Annotated in this window: 24 protein-coding genes; 16 read left to right on the plus strand and 8 right to left on the minus strand. The window is 56.3% G+C overall.

The window, feature by feature from the left end; genetic code table 11:
• The first annotated feature begins 51 nt into the window (after nucleotides 1-51).
• From ACMYSL_RS19145 to ACMYSL_RS19190, 10 genes are all read left to right on the plus strand, one after another.
• Nucleotides 52-408: a PTS lactose/cellobiose transporter subunit IIA gene (locus tag ACMYSL_RS19145; protein WP_434659542.1), complete on the plus strand. Its 357-nt coding sequence runs from the start codon at nucleotides 52-54 to the stop codon at nucleotides 406-408.
• On the plus strand, nucleotides 380-736 hold the full coding sequence (locus tag ACMYSL_RS19150; protein ID WP_182237557.1) for a PTS sugar transporter subunit IIB: 357 nt from the start codon (nucleotides 380-382) through the stop codon (nucleotides 734-736). The genes ACMYSL_RS19145 and ACMYSL_RS19150 overlap by 29 nt, the downstream gene beginning before the upstream one ends.
• The gene (locus tag ACMYSL_RS19155; RefSeq protein WP_434659544.1) at nucleotides 733-2,040 is read left to right on the plus strand and encodes a PTS sugar transporter subunit IIC; all 1,308 of its coding nucleotides are present in this window, start codon (nucleotides 733-735) and stop codon (nucleotides 2,038-2,040) included. The genes ACMYSL_RS19150 and ACMYSL_RS19155 overlap by 4 nt, the downstream gene beginning before the upstream one ends.
• Nucleotides 2,041-2,061: 21 nt before the next feature.
• The gene (locus ACMYSL_RS19160; protein ID WP_434659546.1) at nucleotides 2,062-2,805 is read left to right on the plus strand and encodes a glucosamine-6-phosphate deaminase; all 744 of its coding nucleotides are present in this window, start codon (nucleotides 2,062-2,064) and stop codon (nucleotides 2,803-2,805) included.
• On the plus strand, nucleotides 2,802-3,764 hold the full coding sequence (locus ACMYSL_RS19165; protein ID WP_434659548.1) for an aldo/keto reductase: 963 nt from the start codon (nucleotides 2,802-2,804) through the stop codon (nucleotides 3,762-3,764). The genes ACMYSL_RS19160 and ACMYSL_RS19165 overlap by 4 nt, the downstream gene beginning before the upstream one ends.
• Nucleotides 3,761-4,537, plus strand: coding sequence for a sugar phosphate isomerase/epimerase family protein (locus ACMYSL_RS19170; RefSeq protein ID WP_434659550.1), 777 nt, complete (start codon nucleotides 3,761-3,763; stop codon nucleotides 4,535-4,537). The genes ACMYSL_RS19165 and ACMYSL_RS19170 overlap by 4 nt, the downstream gene beginning before the upstream one ends.
• Before the next feature lie 15 nt (nucleotides 4,538-4,552).
• Entirely contained in the window at nucleotides 4,553-4,837 is a 285-nt protein-coding gene (locus ACMYSL_RS19175) for an HPr family phosphocarrier protein (protein WP_434659552.1), read from the plus strand.
• 80 nt (nucleotides 4,838-4,917) lie between these two features.
• Complete coding sequence (ltaE, locus tag ACMYSL_RS19180) at nucleotides 4,918-5,916, plus strand: low-specificity L-threonine aldolase (protein ID WP_434659554.1); 999 nt, start codon at nucleotides 4,918-4,920, stop codon at nucleotides 5,914-5,916.
• A gap of 10 nt (nucleotides 5,917-5,926) precedes the next feature.
• Nucleotides 5,927-7,366, plus strand: a complete 1,440-nt coding sequence (locus ACMYSL_RS19185; RefSeq protein WP_434659556.1) for a DUF2867 domain-containing protein — start codon at nucleotides 5,927-5,929, stop codon at nucleotides 7,364-7,366.
• Nucleotides 7,367-7,758: 392 nt separating this feature from the next.
• Nucleotides 7,759-8,772, plus strand: coding sequence for an NAD-dependent epimerase/dehydratase family protein (locus ACMYSL_RS19190; protein ID WP_304257531.1), 1,014 nt, complete (start codon nucleotides 7,759-7,761; stop codon nucleotides 8,770-8,772).
• On the opposite strand, the gene ACMYSL_RS19195 is transcribed toward ACMYSL_RS19190, so the two are convergent.
• Together ACMYSL_RS19195 and ACMYSL_RS19200 are read right to left on the minus strand one after the other, a co-directional pair.
• On the minus strand, nucleotides 8,769-9,599 hold the full coding sequence (locus tag ACMYSL_RS19195) for an N-acetylmuramoyl-L-alanine amidase (protein WP_434659558.1): 831 nt from the start codon (nucleotides 9,597-9,599) through the stop codon (nucleotides 8,769-8,771). The genes ACMYSL_RS19190 and ACMYSL_RS19195 overlap by 4 nt on opposite strands.
• The gene (locus ACMYSL_RS19200) at nucleotides 9,596-9,919 is read right to left on the minus strand and encodes a heavy metal-binding domain-containing protein (RefSeq protein WP_110275247.1); all 324 of its coding nucleotides are present in this window, start codon (nucleotides 9,917-9,919) and stop codon (nucleotides 9,596-9,598) included. The genes ACMYSL_RS19195 and ACMYSL_RS19200 overlap by 4 nt, the downstream gene beginning before the upstream one ends.
• Nucleotides 9,920-10,036: 117 nt before the next feature.
• Between ACMYSL_RS19200 and ACMYSL_RS19205 the strand changes: the two genes are divergently transcribed.
• From ACMYSL_RS19205 to artJ, 6 genes are all read left to right on the plus strand, one after another.
• Nucleotides 10,037-10,552 (plus strand): lipoprotein, encoded by a 516-nt coding sequence (locus ACMYSL_RS19205; RefSeq protein ID WP_304257526.1) that lies wholly within the window; start codon nucleotides 10,037-10,039, stop codon nucleotides 10,550-10,552.
• Between the two features lie 226 nt (nucleotides 10,553-10,778).
• Complete coding sequence (gene artP, locus ACMYSL_RS19210; protein WP_112214677.1) at nucleotides 10,779-11,507, plus strand: arginine ABC transporter ATP-binding protein ArtP; 729 nt, start codon at nucleotides 10,779-10,781, stop codon at nucleotides 11,505-11,507.
• Nucleotides 11,508-11,526: 19 nt separating this feature from the next.
• Nucleotides 11,527-12,258 (plus strand): arginine ABC transporter substrate-binding protein ArtI, encoded by a 732-nt coding sequence (gene artI, locus ACMYSL_RS19215; protein ID WP_110275253.1) that lies wholly within the window; start codon nucleotides 11,527-11,529, stop codon nucleotides 12,256-12,258.
• 6 nt (nucleotides 12,259-12,264) lie between these two features.
• Nucleotides 12,265-12,981 (plus strand): arginine ABC transporter permease ArtQ, encoded by a 717-nt coding sequence (gene artQ, locus ACMYSL_RS19220; protein WP_110275255.1) that lies wholly within the window; start codon nucleotides 12,265-12,267, stop codon nucleotides 12,979-12,981.
• Nucleotides 12,981-13,649, plus strand: a complete 669-nt coding sequence (gene artM, locus ACMYSL_RS19225) for an arginine ABC transporter permease ArtM (protein ID WP_110275257.1) — start codon at nucleotides 12,981-12,983, stop codon at nucleotides 13,647-13,649. The genes artQ and artM overlap by 1 nt, the downstream gene beginning before the upstream one ends.
• Before the next feature lie 184 nt (nucleotides 13,650-13,833).
• Nucleotides 13,834-14,565, plus strand: a complete 732-nt coding sequence (gene artJ / locus ACMYSL_RS19230) for an arginine ABC transporter substrate-binding protein ArtJ (RefSeq protein ID WP_182237541.1) — start codon at nucleotides 13,834-13,836, stop codon at nucleotides 14,563-14,565.
• 155 nt (nucleotides 14,566-14,720) lie between these two features.
• Here the strand turns inward: artJ and ACMYSL_RS19235 are convergent, their stop codons facing one another.
• The 6 genes from ACMYSL_RS19235 to potH all read right to left on the minus strand — a co-directional run bounded on the left by ACMYSL_RS19235 (nucleotide 14,721) and on the right by potH (nucleotide 20,623).
• Nucleotides 14,721-16,193, minus strand: coding sequence for an ATP-binding protein (locus ACMYSL_RS19235; RefSeq protein ID WP_434659563.1), 1,473 nt, complete (start codon nucleotides 16,191-16,193; stop codon nucleotides 14,721-14,723).
• The gene (locus tag ACMYSL_RS19240; RefSeq protein WP_434659565.1) at nucleotides 16,190-16,906 is read right to left on the minus strand and encodes a response regulator transcription factor; all 717 of its coding nucleotides are present in this window, start codon (nucleotides 16,904-16,906) and stop codon (nucleotides 16,190-16,192) included. The genes ACMYSL_RS19235 and ACMYSL_RS19240 overlap by 4 nt, the downstream gene beginning before the upstream one ends.
• Nucleotides 16,907-16,983: 77 nt before the next feature.
• Nucleotides 16,984-18,114: a 23S rRNA (uracil(747)-C(5))-methyltransferase RlmC gene (gene rlmC / locus ACMYSL_RS19245; RefSeq protein WP_434659567.1), complete on the minus strand. Its 1,131-nt coding sequence runs from the start codon at nucleotides 18,112-18,114 to the stop codon at nucleotides 16,984-16,986.
• Between the two features lie 42 nt (nucleotides 18,115-18,156).
• A complete protein-coding gene (locus ACMYSL_RS19250; RefSeq protein ID WP_110275267.1) occupies nucleotides 18,157-18,645 on the minus strand; it encodes a YbjO family protein in 489 nt (162 codons plus the stop codon).
• 182 nt (nucleotides 18,646-18,827) lie between these two features.
• Nucleotides 18,828-19,673, minus strand: coding sequence for a putrescine ABC transporter permease PotI (potI, locus tag ACMYSL_RS19255; protein ID WP_181482879.1), 846 nt, complete (start codon nucleotides 19,671-19,673; stop codon nucleotides 18,828-18,830).
• A complete protein-coding gene (gene potH, locus ACMYSL_RS19260; protein ID WP_181482880.1) occupies nucleotides 19,670-20,623 on the minus strand; it encodes a putrescine ABC transporter permease PotH in 954 nt (317 codons plus the stop codon). Before potH ends, potI begins: the two co-directional genes overlap by 4 nt.
• Nucleotides 20,624-20,625 lie beyond the last annotated feature (2 nt).

Genomic DNA, 20,625 nt, shown 5'->3' on the forward strand with positions numbered 1-20,625 from the left:
AACATTCGGATGTTTGAATGTTTGAACAAATACCGCAATACAGGAGGCACCGTGAATACCTCGATCATTGATACCGAAGAGATCAGTTTCCAGATTATTGCCTGCGCCGGTGATGCGCTTAGCAAAATGCATCAGGCGCTGGCGTGCAGCAAGGCACAGCAGTTTTCTGAAGCCACCCGCTTGATGCAGGAGGCCAACGCAAGCCTGAATGAAGGCCACAATTCGCATACGCGTTTACTGGTCGCCGAAAGCGAAGGTGCCTGCGCAAGCTATTCCACTCTACTCGCCCACGCACAGGATTCGCTCATGAATGCCCTGCTGGCACACACCCTTTTCCAGGAATTTATCGAAATCTATCAGCACCTAAACGGAGCCCGCGATGAATCTTTCAACGTTAACGCATCTTAATATTCTGCTGGTTTGTAACCTGGGCGCGTCTACCGGCGTCATGGTGAGTAAAATGCGCGCGATCGCCGCCGATAGCGAAAAGTTACGCGCCATTAAGATCAATATTGAGGCCCATCCGGCCGGATTACTGGTCGAGAAAATCAGCGAGTTTGACGTCGTGCTGCTGGGGCCGCAAATCAAACACCGCCTGGCGGAACTGGAAGCGATTTGCCGTGAACACCAGCGGCCGATTGGGGTTATCGACGTCCGGGATTACGGCACTGTAAACGGCGGCAATATTCTGAAAACCGCCATTCTGCTGCGCCTGGGTCAGGAGATAAACGCATGAGCCGGGCAAACACCTTTATCACCTGGCTGGAGCACTGGTTAACGCCGATAGCGGCCCGGATAGAACGCCAGCGGCATATCTCCTCCATCAAAAATGGCATGATCGCGCTGATGGCGGTATTAATGGTCGGCTCCATCTCGCTGATGCTGATGGGAATTGGCGGCATGTTCCCTCAGGATAGTGCCGTCCGCCTGTGGTTCAACCATTACAACGACCTGATTAGCCTCCCTTTTCAGTTTACCTTTGGCCTGCTGTCTATTTATTGTGCCGCCTCGGTAGCCTGGCATCACGCCCAGCAAATGCAGGTCCCGATTCTGCCCGCGATCACCGGTTCGATGATGGCGACCCTGATGCTGAACGTGAGCATCGTCGATGGCAAAATGGTGACGGATTACCTCGATTCACGAGGACTATTCGTCGCGCTGATCGCCTCACTCGGCACCGTTGAGCTAATGGCGCTATTTATTCGCAAGCGCATCACCATTCGCATCAACGGCCTGCCCGCAGGTATCGCACAAACATTTGAATCGATTATCCCACTGCTGGTTTCGCTGATCGCCGCCACCGTAGTGCATGGGGTGGTCGCTAATCTGTCCGGAGGGTTGATCCTGCCGCAGGTGCTGATGAGCCTGCTGGCCCCGGCCTTCAACAGCATCGATACCCCGCAGGCCGTCTTTCTGATCTCGTTTCTGGAGATGATTTTCTGGTTTATCGGCCTGAACGGCTACGCCATTATTGTCGGCGTGGTTCTGCCCTTTATGACCCAGTACCTGGCGGAAAATGCGGCTGCATTCGCCGCGGGCGCGCCGATCCCACACGTGTTTGCGCCGAATTTCTGGGATTATTTCCTCGGTTTTTCCGGCTCAGGCATCACTGGCGCATTGGTCATTTTATCGTTGCGCAGCCGTTCGCAGGAGCTACGCGCCGTCGGTAAAGCCGCCGTGGTCCCGGCTATTTTTACTATCTCCGAACCCGTGGTTTTCGGCCTGCCCGTCGCCTGGAACCCGTGGTTCTTTATCCCCTTTGTGCTGGGTACGCCGACGATTGGCGTCATGAGCTGGTACATCTTCCATTGGGGTTGGGTTCGCCCGCCGGTCACCAACGTCGGCGCAACGCCCATTCCGCTGGCGCAGTACCTCTCAACCATGGACTGGCGCGCGGTTATTCTGGGATTTGCTATCCTCGGCATCGCTACCCTCGTCTACTACCCCTTCTTTCGGCTTTACGAACGCAGCCTGCTGCAGAAAACGCAGCAGCAGGATAGCCGTCAGGCAGCCTTCGACAGCCTGGACCTGGATTTTTGATTGAGAAATAAGGACCTGAGAATGCATATTTATCACCAAGACACGGCGGTTCAACTGGCGCAAGCCATCAGCTTACGCATTGCGGCACAGCTACAGGAGCGGCCCGATAGCCTGTTATGTCTGGCGGGGGGAGAAACCACGCTGCCCGTGTTTCGCGCCTGCGTCGCCGCACAGCAGGCTGGCCTGGCGGATTTTAGCCGCTGCCGCTTTGTCAGCCTTGATGAGTGGATCGGCCTTGGCCGCGAGGACGTCGGCAGCTGCCTGCAAACGCTGAGCGATGAGTTATTTCAGCCTCTGGCGTTAAGGAACGAACAGATTGTGTTCTTTGACGGTCAAGCGGCGGATTTGCAAAATGAATGCCGAAGAATCGACGCGGTCATCGCCGCCCATGGTGGCCTGGATCTGGTTGTGCTCGGGGTGGGCATGAATGGTCATATCGGTTTCAACGAACCGGGCGTCAATGGCGAGCAAAACAGCCATATCGAACCGCTGGATGAGGTCACCCGCACCATCGCCCCGAAATATTTCAACCGTCCGCAGCCGGTCACGCAGGGCATCACTCTGGGCATTCAGCAACTGCGCACGGCGCGACAGATTTTGCTGATGATCACCGGTGATCACAAAACTGACATTGCTGAACGGTTTATCAACACGCCGGTTGGCCCACATTTCCCCGCCAGCCTGCTGCGTGATTTACCGCAAACAACCTTCTGGACGGACAGGGTTATTCCTCGCGCCAACATCACTCAGGAGGCGATACGATGAAACAGATAGCGCTGCGCGGCTGGCGCGATGGCAAACCGTTCACCTTCTCCTGTAGCCAACTGGTGCTGGGCTCGGCGAACTGCTTATGTAAGGATCGCCGGGAGGAAGCCTTTGCCCTGCTGGACGCCTTCTTCGCCGCTGGCGGTAACACGTTTGATGTCGCACGCCACTACCGCGCCAGCGAGACGGTATTAGGCGACTGGATTGCACAACGCGGCCTACGCGAGCAGGTGCGGATAGCCACCAAAGGCGGTCACCCCACGCGCGAGGAGCCCGAGCGCTCACGCATTTATCCACCCGCCATCGATGAAGACATTTTCACCAGTCTTGAACAACTGCAAACGGACTATATCGACCTGTATGCGCTGCATCGTGACGATCCCGGCGTCGACGTTTCATCGTTAATGTCCTGCCTGCATGAACATGTCCTTAAGGGCAGGATCCGCGCTATTGGCGTGTCAAACTGGTCTCAGGCGAGGATCACCGAGGCGCAGAATTTTATTGCGCGCCACGGACTTACGCCATTGAGCTTTAACAGTCCGCAGTTAAGCCTTGCGCAAAGCCGGGTCCCCCGCTGGCCTGGATGTATTAGCGCCGACCCACAGATGCAGCAGTGGCATCAGCAAACGCAGCTCCCGCTGATTGCCTGGTCATCGCAAGCCGGAGGCTTTTTTTCCGGGCTGTACGGTCCAAACCAGCTACCGCAGGAACAAGAGATGGTCGACGCTTTTTGCTTCGATGACAACTGGCAACGATTGAGCCGCGCTCAACAGCTGGCACAGCGTAAAAACGTCAACGCCATCAATATCGCCCTGGCCTGGGTGCTGGCCCGCCCCTTCCCCTGTGCGGCAATCATCGGCCCTGAAACCCCCGCTGAATTAGCAGATTGCCTGCGCGCGGCGGCGTTAACGCTAACGACAGAGGAACTTAACTGGCTGGAAACAGGAGACAAAGCATGAACAACGGAAAATTTGCCGTACAGCTCTATACCTTGCGTCACGCGCTCACTGAGGACTTCGCCGGGACATTACGTGAAGTTAAAAAAATGGGCTGGAAAGCGGTGCAAATAGATGGCCTGCGCGGGCACAGCGCGGAGGAAGTCAAAGATGCCTTGCGCGAAACCAATCTGAAGGTCGCGGGAATGCATATCAGCCCGCAGAGAATGGTCAATGACCTGGATGCGGTCGTTTACGAAGGGTTGCTGTTCGGCACAAAGACCATGTTTTGTCATTATCTCGAACCGGAGCGACAAAATGAATCGGGCTACAGGGAGATTAAATCACAGCTGCTGGGCGTCGCCGATAAGCTCGCGAAGCTCGGCTGGCGCGTTGGATACCACAATCACGAGTTTGAGTTTCAGTCGCAGGTGGATGGGCTCGTCGCCCACGACTATCTGATGGCGCCGGAAAATAATCGCTGTCTGTATCCGGAGATTGACACCTACTGGGTCAAATATGCCGGGTTCGATCCGCTTAGCTGTATCGAAAAATATCCATACCGCATCCCCATCCTGCATCTGAAGGATATCTATGCCGACCCGGCACTCGGCTACCCGGAGTCGTTAGCCGAAATTGGCCGTGGAAGTATTGATTTCCTGCCCATCCTGCAATGGGGTGAGCGCTACGGCGTTGAATATTACGCCGTTGAACAGGATATCTGCCCTGGCAACCCGCTCGATAGCCTGGCCATCAGCCTGGAGAATTTACAGCGACTGGCACAAAAATGCGCCTGACCGAGGAGTGATATCGTGAATTATCTACAAGCACATATTCGCATTCGCAACCCTGGCGGCCTGCATGCCCGGCCTGCGGCGCAGTTAGTCAAAACCGTTAAGGCACTGGATTTCCCGGTGGAGATTGCCCATACGCGGCATCCGGAGCGCTTCGTCAATGCGGGCAGTTTAATGAAGCTTCTCGGCCTCGGCGTCAGCCGCGGGGATGAGATAATCCTGCGCCTGCCCGCCGGAAAAGCAGCGGAAATGGTCAATTTGCAGGCGTTGATTAATGCCGGGCTGGGGGAGAATATCGATTAAACGGACTTTTCCTTCTCCAGAGTGGCGTAAGCCTGGAACTTCCGGTACAAATTGAAGACAACTCTTGAGAAGGAATTTATATGATTGATTTACGCAGTGATACCGTCACCCGCCCGGGCCGCGCCATGCTGGAAGCGATGATGGCCGCCCCGGTCGGGGACGATGTTTATGGCGATGACCCGACGGTAAATGAACTTCAGCGCTACGCCGCAGAACTGGCGGGCAAAGAAGCGGCTATCTTCCTGCCGACCGGCACCCAGGCCAACCTCGTGGGCTTACTCAGCCACTGCCAGCGCGGCGAAGAGTATATCGTCGGCCAGGGCGCACATAACTATCTCTACGAAGCCGGCGGCGCAGCGGTGCTCGGCAGCATCCAACCGCAACCAATTGACGCCGCTGCAGATGGCTCCCTGCCGCTGGATAAAGTCGCCGCGAAGATTAAGCCAGACGATATCCATTTCGCCCCCACTCGCCTGCTCACCCTTGAAAACACCCATAATGGCAAAGTGCTGCCGCGTGAATATCTTAAAGAAGCATGGGAATTCACCCGTGAACGCGGCCTGGGGCTGCACGTTGACGGTGCGCGTATTTTCAACGCCGTAGTGGATTACGGCTGCGAGCTGCGCGATATCACGCAGTACTGCGATTCATTCACTATCTGCCTGTCAAAAGGCCTCGGTGCGCCGATAGGCTCGCTGCTGGTGGGGAGCCAGGAGTACATTCACCGCGCTATCCGCTGGCGAAAAATGGTCGGCGGCGGGATGCGCCAGGCGGGGATTCTGGCGGCGGCGGGTCTGTATGCCTTGCAGAATAACGTCGAGCGTTTAAAAGAAGATCACGACAACGCCGCATGGATGGCGGAGCAGCTGCGCGCTATCGGCGCTGACGTTATGCGCCATGATACCAACATGCTGTTTATCCGCGTCGGCGAAGAGCATGCCGCGCTGGGTGAATATTTGCGCGAGCACGGCGTGTTGATCAACGCCTCAACGGCCGTGCGTCTGGTGACGCATATTGACGTGAATCGTCAGCAGCTTGCCGAGGTGGTGAACCACTGGCAGGCGTTTCTGAATCGTTAAGGAGTCCGGCGTGTCGCAACGAATTCTGGTGCTTGGCGCCAGCGGTTATATCGGCCAGCATTTGGTTAAAAGGCTCAGCGAGCAAGGTTTTCCGGTGCTGGCGGCGGCACGCCATATCGACAGGCTCAAAAAACAGAACCTCCCCGGCGTCGAGTGTCATCAGCTCGATTTAAACCAACCAGACGCGCTCCCCGCTCTGCTGGCGCAGGCCGATACCGTCTACTACCTGGTTCACGGAATGGGTGAAGGTGGCGACTTTATCCGTCATGAGCGTCAGGTTGCGCTGAACGTGCGCAACGCCCTACGCCAGGTCCCGGTCCGCGAAGTGATTTTCCTGAGTTCGCTTCAGGTTGCGGAACAAGAGCAATCCGACCATCTGCGCGCCCGCCAGGTCACCGCCGACCTGCTACGCGAATCGAGCGTTCCGGTGACTGAAGTCAGGGCGGGCATTATCGTCGGGGCGGGTTCCGCCGCCTTCGAAGTGATGCGCGATATGGTTTACAACCTGCCGGTACTGACGCCGCCGCGCTGGGTGCGCTCGCGCACAACCCCGATTGCGCTGGAAAATTTGCTCTACTATCTGGTGCAGTTGCTTAATCATCCCGCCCACGAGCATCGTGTTTTTGAAGCCGCCGGGCCGGAGGTTTTAAGCTATCAGCAGCAGTTCACCCGTTTTATGGCGGTTAGCGGCAAGCACCGTCTGCTGATCCCCATCCCCTTCCCAACCAGCTGGATTTCGGTGTGGTTTCTCAACGTCATTACTTCGGTGCCGCCCACCATCGCCAAAGCGCTGATCCAGGGTCTGAAGCATGATCTGATCGCCGACGACCACTCTCTGCGGGCGCTCATTCCCCAACCGCTCATCTCCTTCGATGAGGCAGTGCGCCGCACGCTGAAAGAAGAGGAGCAACTGGTGAACTCCAGCGACTGGGGCTACGATGCGCAGGCCTTCGCCCGCTGGCGGCCGGAGTACGGTTACTTCCCGAAACAGGCGGGCTGTACCGTTAACACGCCTGCCAGCCTGGACGCGCTGTGGAAGGTGGTCAACCAAATTGGCGGCAAAGAGGGCTACTTCTTCGGTAACGTCCTGTGGAAAACTCGCGGCGCGATGGATTTACTAGTCGGCCATCGGCTGGCAAAAGGCCGCCCGGAAAAAGAATATCTGCAGACCGGCGACGCGGTGGACAGCTGGAAAGTGATTATCGTCGAGCCGGAAAAGCAGCTCACGCTGTTATTTGGCATGAAAGCCCCCGGCCTTGGTCGCCTGAGTTTTACCCTGCGCGATAAAGGCGATCATCGCGAGCTGGACGTTCGCGCCTGGTGGCATCCGCACGGTATGCCAGGCCTGTTCTATTGGCTGCTGATGATCCCAGCGCATCTGTTTATTTTTCGCGGCATGGCGCGGCGCATCGCCCGGCTGGCGGAGCAAATCACCGACACCCCGGGTTGATGACAAGCCCGTTTTAACTAACGTGCCCGCATTTTTGCCGGGCGGCGGCTAGCGCCTTGCACGGCCTACGGTTCACAACTGTCTGCGGGCCGGTTGCCCTGGCTGGCTACGGGCTTGATGTCATACGCGGATCGCGTAGGCCCGCCCCCGGCAATTCTTTGCTCGCAATCGGCTATACCCTAAATAATTCGAGTTGCAGGAAGGCGGCAAGTGAGCGAATCCCCAGGAGCTTACACTGGTAAGTGACTGGGGTGAACGAACGCGGCCAACACACATGCAACTTGAAGTATGACGGGTATATATGTAGCGAATTCTTTCATGATTCCCATTGCATCGCAGTCAGAATCACGGAAAAATGCGCACGAAATTCTTTTGTGGGACAGTGGATCGATATGAAGGTACTGGTTACCGGTGCGACCAGCGGATTAGGCCGCAACGCGGTGGAATATCTGCGTAACAAGGGCATCAGCGTCAGAGCGACCGGACGTAACGAAGCGATGGGCAAGCTTCTGTGCAAAATGGGCGCCGAGTTCGTTCCCGCAGACTTAACCGAGCTGGTCTCCTCGCAGGCCAAAGTGATGCTCGCCGGTATCGATACCCTGTGGCACTGCTCCAGCTTTACCTCGCCGTGGGGCACCCAGCAGGCCTTCGATTTAGCCAACGTTCGCGCCACCCGTCGCCTCGGTGAATGGGCGGTCGCCTGGGGTGTACGCAACTTCGTACATATCTCTTCGCCATCGCTCTATTTTGATTATCACCATCATCGCGATATTCAGGAAGATTTTCGCCCAAACCGGTTCGCCAACGAGTTTGCCCGCAGTAAAGCGGCAAGCGAAGAGGTGATCAATTTGCTGGCCCAGGCTAACCCGAATACCCGTTTTACGATTTTGCGCCCGCAGAGCCTGTTTGGCCCGCATGATAAGGTGTTTATACCGCGCCTGGCGCAGATGATGCAGCACTACGGCAGCGTTCTGTTGCCGCGCGGCGGCAGCGCGCTGGTGGACATGACCTATTATGAAAACGCAGTGCACGCGATGTGGCTCGCCAGCCAACCGCAGTGCGACCGTCTGCCTTCGGCTCGCGCCTACAACATCACCAACGGCGAACCGCAAACCCTGCACAGCATTGTGCAGAAGCTTATTAATGAGCTGGGGATTAAGTGCCGCATCCGTTCGGTCCCTTATCCAATGCTGGATATCATCGCCCGCAGCATGGAGCACTTTGGCAATAAGTCAGCTAAAGAGCCCGCATTCACCCACTACGGCGTCTCTAAGCTGAACTTTGATTTCACTCTCGACATCACCCGCGCCCAGCAGGAGCTAGGCTACCAGCCGGTGGTGACAATGGATGGAGGCATCATCCGTACCGCCGCATGGCTAAAAGACCACGGTAAACTGCACCTCTAACCCCGCCCGTACTTTTCCAGCAGCGCTTCAGCAATCGCCAGCGTTTGGGCATCGGCAACGCCATCCCAGCGCGCGGGGCGGAAGTGCATCTGGAATGCCATAATCACCCGCTTCTGCTGCGCTGGGGTCATTTCCGGCGTCACCTGATAGCCGTAGCGCGACAGCACGTCCAGCAGCTCTGCCGTATCCACTGGTTCGTATGACGGGCGGCCTTGCAGATAAAACGCCACCCGCTGCGCATCCGGCCATGCGCCTATCCCCTGCTCCGCCAGCCTGTGCCACGGGAAAAGCGGCCCCGGATCGTCTTTACGCTGCGGGGCAATGTCTGCATGGGCAACAACGTTCTGCGGCGCAATGTGGTAGCGGGCGATAATATCTTTCGCCAACGGGATCAGGGCGTCAATCTGCGCCGGATTAAACGGCGTGAAGCTTTTTACCCCTGCCGTTTTTTGCCAGCCGCGATTCTCCAGCTCAATACCAATCGAAGTATCGTTAATGCGCGTACTCCCACGCCAGAAACTAATGCCCGCATGCCAGGCCAGATCTTCTTCCGGCACCAGTTGCCAGATCCGCGGCTTGCCGTTATGCCGCGGCGGTTTCTCTGGGATCAGGTAGTGGGAACTCACCTGATTATCCGTTAGCGTCGCCAGCGAAACGTCAAAATCATCGGCGGTGTAGTGAATCACCAGCACCTTGATGCGCGGATAAGCCGCCTGCGCCGGGTGGCGCGTATCCAGCTGATAGCCGTCGCGATCGATAATCCCTTTTTCCGAGGCGCAGCCCGCCAACAGCAGCGCGAGCAGGACGCCAGCCCGGCAAATTCTCATCGCCGGGTCTTCACCGCGGTGCCGCTGACGCTCACCATCAGCATGCTGCTGTCTTTACCGACGGTTTCGTAATCAATATCGATACCGACTATCGCATCCGCACCCAGTGATTTCGCCTGCTCGCTCATCTCTTCGAAAGCGATTTCCCGCGCCTTACGCAACTCTTTCTCATATGCACCAGAACGACCGCCGACGATATCGCGAATGCTGGCGAAAAAATCGCGGAATACGTTGGCACCGAGAATCGCTTCCCCCGTGACGACGCCGCAGTATTCAATAATGGGCTGACCTTCCAGGGTCGGGGTAGTTGAGAATTGCATGATGAAACTCCTTCTTTAGCGTTCAATGCGTTAGCTCTAAGGGTCAAGCACAATCCCTATCTGATACACTATGCTTGAAAAGATATTCTAACGTAGTGAGCTTATAAGGAAATCATCATGCGCTACAAAGTTCTTGCATTAGTCCTCCCCTGCGCGCTGGCGCTCAGCGCCTGTACCACCGTCACGCCTGCCTACAAAGATAACGGCACCCGCAGCGGCCCTTGCGTCGAAGGCGGTCCGGATGACGTGGCGCAGAAGTTTTATGATTACCAGGTGCAGAATCGCAACAGCGATCTGACGGCGCTGCGTCCGTATCTGAGCGACGATCTGGCAAAATTGCTGAACGACGCGCGTCAGGACCCGTCAAACAATTCCCTGCTGCAGTCTAACCTGTTCTCCAGCAGCACAACGCCTGCCGACAGCGCCGATGTCGCCAGCGCCTCCACGATCCCTAATCGCGATGCACGTAATATTCCGCTGCGCGTTGAGCTGAAACAGGGGACGCAAAGCTGGAAAGACGAAGTACTGATGATTCAGGAAGGCCAGTGCTGGGCCGTTGACGACGTCCGTTACCTCGGCAATAACTCCCACGCGCCAGCAGGTAGCCTGCGTCAGAGTCTCGAAAAACGCTGAGTTGGGCGTTGAACTGACTCTGCCAGATTAATAACCCCGGTAAAATGTCGGTATTCCTTCCAGTAATACCGACATTTACTCCCCTCGCCTTCACGAAGCCATATTTTGTGCTACCTTTAAATGTAAACGTGGTTTACATTTAACTTTTAACGCATAAATATTGCATAACTATTCTGCCAAAGGTACTATTTGCGGCCTCAATTGCTATTTGTATCAGACTGCCCAGATGAGTATTAAACTAAACGGCATTAACTGCTTCTACGGCGCACACCAGGCGCTGTTCGACATCACGCTGGATTGCCCGCAGGGGGAAACGCTGGTGCTGCTCGGCCCTAGTGGTGCCGGTAAAAGCTCGCTGCTTCGCGTACTCAATCTGCTGGAGATGCCGCGTTCCGGTACCCTGCACATTGCCGGGAATCATTTTGACTTTACCAAAGCGCCTTCTGACAAAGCCATTCGTGAGCTGCGCCAGAACGTCGGTATGGTTTTCCAACAGTACAATCTGTGGCCGCATCTGACCGTGCAGCAAAACCTGATTGAAGCCCCCTGCCGTGTACTCGGCTTAAGCAAGGATCAGGCTTTGGCCCGCGCCGAAAAGCTGCTCGAACGTCTGCGCCTGAAACCCTACAGCGATCGCTATCCACTGCATCTTTCCGGCGGCCAGCAGCAGCGTGTCGCCATAGCCCGCGCGCTGATGATGGAACCGCAGATTCTGCTGTTTGATGAACCAACGGCGGCGCTCGATCCAGAAATCACCGCTCAGATCGTCAGCATTATTCGCGAACTGGCTGAAACCGGCATCACGCAGGTTATCGTCACCCACGAGGTGGAAGTGGCGCGTAAAACCGCGAGCCGCGTGGTGTACATGGAAAATGGCTATATCGTCGAACAAGGGGATGCTGACTGCTTTACGCATCCGCAAACCGACGCGTTTAAAAACTATCTTTCACATTGATGTTTTCGGGGAAATGACGATGAAAAAAGTACTGATTGCCGCTCTTCTTGCGGGCATGAGCCTCTCCGCCACCGCAGCCCAGACCATTCGTTTCGCCACCGAGGCTTCCTATCCTCCGTTTGAAGCGATTGATGCTAATAACAAAATCGTCGGATTCGATGTCGATTTGGCCAACGCGCTGTGTAAAGAGATTGATGCCACCTGCACCTTTACCAACCAGGCTTTCGATAGCCTGATCCCAAGCCTCAAGTTCCGCCGTTTCGATGCGGTAATGGCCGGGATGGACATCACCCCTGAGCGTGAAAAACAGGTGTTGTTCACCACGCCATATTACGAGAACTCAGCGCTGTTCGTCGGTCAGCAGGGTAAATTCACCAGTATCGATCAGCTTAAAGGCAAAAAAGTCGGCGTCCAGAACGGCACGACTCACCAGAAATTCATCACCGATAAGCACCCGGAAATCACCACCGTCCCTTACGACAGCTACCAGAACGCGAAGCTGGATCTGCAAAACGGTCGCATTGACGCCGTCTTCGGCGATACCGCTGTCGTCACCGAATGGCTGAAGAGCAATCCGAAGCTGGGAGCAGTGGGCGACAAAGTCACCGACAAAGACTACTTCGGCACCGGTCTCGGCATTGCGCTGCGCCAGGGCAATACCGAGCTGCAGCAGAAATTCAACGCTGCGCTGGAAAAAGTGAAGAGCGATGGGACTTACCAGTCTATCTATAACAAATGGTTCCAGAAGTAACGCTGAATGAACGAATTTTTTCCATTAGCAAGCGCCGCCGGGATGACCGTCGGCCTTGCCGTTTGCGCCCTGATCATCGGTCTGGTGCTGGCGATGCTGTTTGCCGTCCTCGAGTCGGTGAAGCTGCGTCCCGTCGCCTGGCTCGCAACCGGCATTGTCACCCTTTTGCGCGGACTACCGGAAATTCTGGTGGTTCTGTTTATCTATTTTGGCTCCTCGCAGCTGCTGCTCATTCTTTCTGACGGCTTTACGATCAATCTCGGCTTTGCGCAGATCCCTGTGCAGATGGAAATTGAAAACTTCGACGTCAGCCCGTTCCTCTGCGGGGCCATTGCCCTCTCTCTGCTCTACGCCGCCTATGCGTCGCAGACCCTGCGCGGGGCGCTAAAAGCAGTCCCTCAGGGACAGTGGGAATCCGGCCAGGCGCTGGGATTATCGAAAGCCGCCATTTTCTTTCGCCTGGTGATGCCGCAGATGTGGCGGCACGCGCTGCCGGGTCTCGGTAACCAGTGGCTGGTGCTGCTGAAGGATACCGCGCTGGTGAGCCTGATCAGCGTCAACGACCTGATGCTGCAAACCAAAAGTATCGCCACCCGTACTCAGGAGCCGTTTAACTGGTACATCATCGCGGCGGCAATCTATCTGGTCATCACCCTGTTAAGTCAGTACATCCTCAAACGTATTGACCAGCGTGCGACGCGCTTCGAAAGGAGTCCAGGCTGATGCTTGATTATTTACCCGAACTGTTGAAAGGACTGCACACCAGCCTGACGCTGACTGCGGCATCCATCGCGGTGGCGCTGATTTTGTCGCTGATTTTTACCATCGTCCTGACGCTCAAAACGCCGGTGTTGGTATGGATTGTTCGCGGCTACATCACGCTATTTACCGGCACGCCGCTGCTGGTGCAGATCTTCCTGATTTACTACGGCCCGGGCCAGTTCCCGTCGCTGCAGGAATATCCGGCAATCTGGCACCTGATTTCCGAGCCATGGCTCTGCGCGCTGATTGCCCTTTCGCTGAATAGCGCCGCTTATACCACGCAGCTGTTTTATGGTGCTATTCGCGCTATTCCTGACGGTCAGTGGCAATCCTGCGGCGCGCTGGGGATGAGCAAAAAGGATACCCTGGCGATTCTGCTGCCGTACGCTTTTAAGCGCGCCCTCTCCTCTTACTCCAACGAAGTGGTGCTGGTGTTCAAGAGTACCTCTCTGGCCTACACCATCACGCTGATGGAAGTGATGGGCCATAGCCAGCTGCTCTATGGACGCACCTATGACGTGATGGTGTTCGGCGCTGCCGGGATTGTCTATCTCATCGTCAACGGCCTGCTGACGCTGCTGATGCGGGTGGTTGAACATAAAGCATTGGCATTTGAGCGACGCAACTAACCGCTCCAGCGAAATGCATAATTAGCAAACCGAGGACGGACAAGCCCAATGACTTGTCCGTCTTTTTTTATTCATATAAAAATAAATATCCATTTTTATTGCATATAAATTCATTAAATGGCATTGTTAGACCCAGCCGCAAATACGGCACAACATCATAAGATTGACCGACGGGAGTTTGACGATGAAAAAGTTAGTTCTGGCTGCACTGCTTACCTCTTTCGCCTTTGGCGCCGCCGCCGCAGAAAAAATCAGCTTTGGCGTTTCAGCGACTTACCCACCGTTTGAATCGATGGACGCCAACAACCAGATCGCCGGTTTCGACATCGACCTGGCAAACGCGCTATGCAAACAGATGCAGGCCGAGTGTACCTTTACCAACCACGCTTTTGACAGCCTGATCCCGGCGCTCAAATTCAAGAAATATGATGCGGTGATTTCCGGTATGGACATCACACCGGAGCGCAGCAAGCAGGTGGCGTTTACTGACCCGTACTACGCCAACTCCGCGCTGGTTATTTCGAAGAAAGATGCCTTCCACTCTTTCGACGATCTGAAAGGCAAGCGCATTGGCATGGAAAATGGCACTACGCATCAGAAATACCTGCAGGATAAACATCCTGAAGTGAAAACCGTGGCCTATGATAGCTACCAGAATGCATTTATCGACCTGAAAAATGGCCGTATCGATGGCGTGTTTGGTGATACTGCCGTGGTCAACGAGTGGCTGAAAACCAACCCACAGCTGGGCGTAGCGACGCCGAAAGTGACCGACCCGCAATACTTTGGCACCGGCCTCGGCATTGCGGTACGCCCGGACAACAAAGCGCTGCTGGAAAAACTGAATAACGCACTGAAGGCGATTAAAGCCGACGGGACCTACCAGAAAATCAGCAACCAGTGGTTCCCGGAGTAATCCTTCCCGGAGGCGGCGCGGTGCGCCTGTCCGGGCTACCCAGCCCGCAGGCGACTGTGAACCTGTAGCCCGGGCAAGGCGCATCAAGCGCCGCCCCCGGGATGATAATGTGCAACCACACGACCTGGACAGAGCCGGTCAACAAACCAAGAACCTTAAACCGGCAGGGTGAACTGGAAACAGGCCCCTGCCGATACTTCCAGAAGGCGTATATCGCCGCCGTGTAGCTGTAGCATCCTGCGCACAATCATCAACCCTAACCCTCCCCGCAATGCGCTTTGTGCGCCCGGCTCAAGTACCGAAGGCCGTTCAAACAACGTTGCCCGTAGCTCACCAGCCACTCCCGGCCCGCTATCCGCGACCTCAACGATAAACTCCGGCCCTGAACGATGCGCCGTCAGGCGAATCACGCCGCCTTCCGGGGTGTGCCGCAGGGCGTTATCGAGTAGATTAGTCAGCACCCTTTCGATCATCGACAGGTCCGCGACAACCGGCGGCAAACCCTCCGACAGCTCCAGCTGCAAAGCAATTTTTCGCGTGGCGATCGTCAAATCGAACTTTTGCGCCACGTCCTGCACCAGCTCAGCCAGCGCAAACTTCTCCGGCTGCGGCTTAATCCCCCCGTGCTCCAGGCGGGCCAACTCAAACAGCTGCTGAGAAAGATGGCGAACTTTATTCCCCTGACGTAGCGCGATGTTCAGATACTGTTTGTTCTCCTCCACCGTGAGTCGATCGGCCTTAAGGGTCAATGTTTCCAGATAGCCCAGCAACGAGGTCAGCGGCGTGCGCAGGTCGTGAGAGATATTGGCGACGAATTCGCGACGCTGGCGATCGCTATCAGCCAGGCGATCCCACTGCCCGGCAATCTGGCGGGCCAGCTCGATAAAACGGTTGTATAGCACGGCGACTTCATTGCCCGGATTCGCTTCCGGCGTTTGCGCCGCCAGCGCTTTAATCGCGCGAATGCTGTCTTTTTCATCCGTCGCCACCAACGCGGTAAGCTGGCGCACCGGGCGCGTTACCCAATACCAGGCAAGGCCGCCCGCCAGCAGGCCAAGGGCAGCCACCAGCAACAGGGTCCACAATAACAGGCTCCACAAGGTTTTCTGCCAGGCGCTCGCCGCCAGTTCATTAAAGGTTTCACCCTGTAAAATGATATACAGATAGCCGCGCAGCTGGCCGTCCTGCCTTAGCGGCGCGACGCTAAACACTTTTTGCTGGTCGATACTGCGCGGGTCGTCGCCATAAATCGGCCACGTGCCGCCGGAGAGAAAAGTTTGTACCGGGGCCAGACCAATACGCTGGCGCTTGATATGACCCGGCGGCGCAGCGTCGGCCAGCAGCTCGCCGTCGGGTGAAACCAGATACAGCTCGACGCTTGGGTTAAAGGTCATCAGCCGGTCGAAAAGTGGTTTCAGCATCTGGCGGTCAACCTGCCCCTGGGAGTCCAGTAGCGGTTCGCGGGCGGCAATTTGCTGCGCCAGTCCGGCAGAGAGGCGCTGCACCATCGCATTACCATATTGCGCGCTGCTGTAAAGCTGGATCAGGCACACGGCGATGGCGCAGAGCAGCAGCAGCGAGGTAAAAACCAACGCCAGGCGCTGGCTGAGGCTGAGACGGTGGATCATGACAGCGCCTCTTTGCGCTCCACGGCGAACTTATAGCCTTTTCCCCAGACGGTCAGGATGATGTCAGGTTCAGCCGGGTCGCGCTCAATTTTGGTACGCAGGCGGTTGATATGGGTATTGACCGTATGCTCATAGCCGTCATGCTGGTAGCCCCATACCTGGTCAAGCAGCGCCAGGCGGGAAAAGACCTCGCCCGGGTGGCGGGCAAAGTAGTACAGCAGGTCAAACTCTCGCGGCGTGAGATCGATCGCCTCGCCGCGCAGCTTCACTTCGCGGGACAAGGGGTCGATGCTCAGACCATGGCTGACGATGCGCCCGGCATCCATCAACAGATTCTGGCCCATCGCCTCCTGGCGGCGAAACACCGCTTTCACTCTGGCGGTTAGTTCGAGAATTGAAAAGGGTTTAGCAAGGTAATCATCCGCACCCATTTCCAGCCCCTGCACGCGCTGGGTTTCGCTGGCGCGAGCGCTGATAATAATCACCGGCAGGTAACGAGTTTGCAGGCGAATGCGCCGACAGATTTCCAGACCATCAACGTTGGGCAGCATCAGGTCGAGAATCACCGCATCCCAGCTCTCTTTCTCCAGCCGCTGTAGCGCCTGCGCCCCGTCCGCCTCGTGGACAATCTGATACCCCTCATCCTGCAGATTGAGGCGCAGCAGCGCGGCAATATCGTCATCATCTTCAACCAACAGAATTTTTTTTGCCACCGCAGCGCTCCGCTATTCTTACGTTCTGATTAGCCAAGCTTACCCGATCTTCGCCTGCTGAAGAGTTCACATTTTAGTTATACTTCGCGAACCAGCAGGGTCAGTACTTCATAGTGGGCGGTATGGGGAAACATATCGAACAGCTGAACGCGCTCAACTCGGTAGCCGGTCAGGCGGGCGATATCTTTCGCCATCGTCCGGGCGTTACAGCTGGAGTAGATGATAAATCCGGGTGCCATGCGGCTTAAATAGTCACACAACTCGTTGCCGATACCACGACGCGGCGGATTCACCAGCACCAGATCGGGAACTTCCCCTTCGCCAGTGGCGAACTGCGTGGAGTCGAGCGCCTGAAAATGCAGGTTATGCAAGCCAAGCTCCGCTGCCGACTGCTTCGCGCAGGCGATGGCCTCTGGAGCGATTTCAATTCCGGTCAAGCGCATCTGCGGCGTAGCGCAGTGCAGGCCAAAACCGCCGACTCCGCAGAACAGATCCCACATATGGTTGACCGGCAGCCCGCGCACCCAGTCGCGAGCGGTGGCGTACAGCTGGCTGGCAACCACAGGGTTAGTCTGAAAGAAACTTTGCGGACGGATCCACAGCGGCACGCCGTTGAAATTTTCCGCCAGCGCCTGCTGGTCAGTAAGGAAAATTTCCTGCTCCCCTTCCATAATCGCCATATGCACCGGCTGAATGTTGGCGGTAATCACTTTCAACTGCGGCAACTGAGCCTGTAGCTCCGGCAGCGCGGCGCGCAGCTGGTCAAGTTTGGCCTCTGAGCGCAGGACAAAGCGCAGCATCATGCTGCTGTCCTGCTGGCTTTCGGTAAGCAGAATATACTTCAGCTCGCCGCGTTTGCGGGCAACGTTATAGGGCGTGAGTCCGGCGCGGGCGATAAACGGTTTAAGCGCGGCAAACACTGGCGCAAAACTTTCGGGATATAGCGGGCAATCGGTGAGATCTTCCGGGGTACCATCGCGGTGCAGCATGCCAAGGAGCGGACGCTCAACGCTGCCGCTGACCACCATTTTGGCTTTATTGCGAAACCCGGCTTCCGGGCCACAAACCGGTGCGCACCAGTTAGCTACCGGAATCTCCGCCAACAGCCTATGCAGGTCGGCCATTTTATCGGCGAGCTGTTGCGGTACCGGTAGTTCCAGCCACTGACAGGAGCGACAGCGGCCCGCGTCATAAAGTGCGCAGTGCATAAGAAGACCTTCAAAAAAACAGGGGCGGGGATTGTATCACCGTTACTGTAAACGGAAAAAGCGTCGACACGGGGCCGGGACAAACAGCAGCACCAGCACCAGCAAATCCGGCAGTTTTTGCATCATCAGCGAGCGGAAGATTTCGCGCTTCGATTCTCCGGCGATGCTAAATAGCTCGGGATAACCGTAACCCAGCGATGCGGCCCACAGATAGCCGATGACGATAACCTGAGTCAGCAGATACAGCCAGCGCGCCCAGTTACGCCCTTTTACCAGCGAAAACGCACACCAGATTTCAACGAACACCAGCACCAGACTTGAGAGAAAGACCAACGTCAACGGCCATGTCTGCACGCTGCGATGGATAAATTCCGCGATCCCTCTGACGCCAAGCTGATTGAGGATCATCAACAGATCCAGACCACGGATCAAAATAATGGCGAAAGCCGCCACCTGCACCAGTGCAGGAACGTTAAGACGAGCATGAGACGAGTGCGTTTTTGTAAACAATCCCAACGTAAAGTCTTCCATGAAAACGGCGCCACAAATGCGGCGCCGATGTTAACTCTATTGCAGATATTATACCCTAAATAATTCGAGTTGCTTAAAGGCGGCAAGGGAGGGAGTCCCCAGGAGCATAGATAACTATGTAACTGGGGTGAGTGAGCGTAGCCAACACATAAGCAACTTGAAGTATGACGGGTATAGGCGGTTCAGCCCCTTCTTGCACGCTGGATATCGCGCACCCGCTGCTTTTCTGCGCGCGCCATCAAATACCAGGCGATAAAACCGACAATTCCGACCACGCCGAGGATTAAGGTCGCCAGGGCGTTAATCTCCGGGTTCACGCCCATGCGCACGCTGGAGAAGACCAGCATCGGTAACGTCGTCGCGCCCGGCCCGGAAACAAAGCTGGCAATTACCAAATCGTCCAGAGACAAGGTAAACGCCAGCAGCCAGCCGGAGACTACTGCCGGCATAATCATCGGCAGCGTAATGACGAAAAAGACCTTCAGCGGCGCAGCCCCCAGATCCATTGCCGCCTCTTCGATAGAGTGGTCCAGCTCGCGCAGACGCGACGAAATCACCACCGCCACGTAAGCGGTACAAAAAGTGACGTGCGCCAGCCAGATGGTCAGCATTCCGCGATCCGACGGCCAGCCAATAGAGTGCCCCAGCGCCACAAACAGCAGCAGCAGCGACAAACCGGTTATCACATCAGGCATCACCAGCGGCGCGGTAATCATAAAGGCAAAACCGTTTGAACCGCGAAAGCGACCAAAACGCACCATCACCACCGCGGCAATGGTACCGAGGATCACCGCCGCCGTCGCGGCGCAGGCGGCAATGGTCAGGCTCAGTCCCACCGCGCTCATCATCGCATCGTCATGAAAAAGCTCGCGATACCAGCGCGTCGACCACCCGGCCCAGACCGTCACCAGCTTCGAGCTGTTGAACGAGTAAATCACCAGCATGAGCATCGGCGCGTACAGGAAGGTAAAGCCAAGCACCAGAATTAAAATTCGCCACGGCGAACGGACTACCGGCAAATCACTCATCCGTGTTCTCCTCCCTGTTTTTGCTGATGCTTGTGGAACCACATGATCGGTACGATCAGCAGCAACAGCATCACAATCGCTACCGCCGAGGCCACCGGCCAGTCACGGTTATTAAAGAATTCCTGCCACAGCACGCGGCCAATCATAATGCTGTCCGGGCCGCCCAACAGTTCCGGAATCACGAACTCCCCTACCGCCGGAATAAACACCAGCATCGACCCGGCGATAATGCCGCCTTTGGTCAGCGGAACAATGACCTGGAAGAAGGTTTTCAGCGGACGTGCCCCCAGATCCAGCGACGCCTCGACCAGTGAGTAATCGATACGCGTCAGAGCGGTATAAATCGGCAGCACCATAAACGGCAGATAGGCGTATACAATGCCGATATAGACCGCAAGGTTGGTATGCAGGATCTCCAGCGGCTGATCGATAACCCCCAGCCACAACAGGAAGTTATTCAGCACACCGTTGCTTTTCAGCAGTCCCATCCAGGCATAGACGCGGATCAAGAACGACGTCCACGATGGCAGGATAACCAGCAGCAGCAGGATGTTGCGCGTCGATGGTTTACTGTGCGCGACCGCCCACGCCAGCGGATAGCCCATCAGCAGGCAGCAAAACGTCGAGATCCCCGCCACCTGAAGCGACTGCAAATACGCTTCGAAATAGAGCGGATCGTCGGTAAGCTGCAGGAAATTGCCAAGATTCAGCGTCAGCGTCAGCTGGCCGTCAGCCCATTCCAGCAGATCGGTATAAGGCGGGATCGCTCGCGCCATTTCCGCCAGGCTGATTTTAAACACAATCAGGAACGGCAGCAGAAACAGCAAAATCAGCCACACGTAAGGTAGCGCAATCACCAGTTTGCGCCCGTGAGCCATTTGCAGGCGCGCCAGCCACAGCGCAAAACCGCCCGGCTTTTTCGCGCCTGACGGAGGTTCTAATGTACTCATCG

Source organism: Klebsiella sp. MISC125 (genome assembly GCF_051131775.1).
Lineage (GTDB): Bacteria > Pseudomonadota > Gammaproteobacteria > Enterobacterales > Enterobacteriaceae > Klebsiella.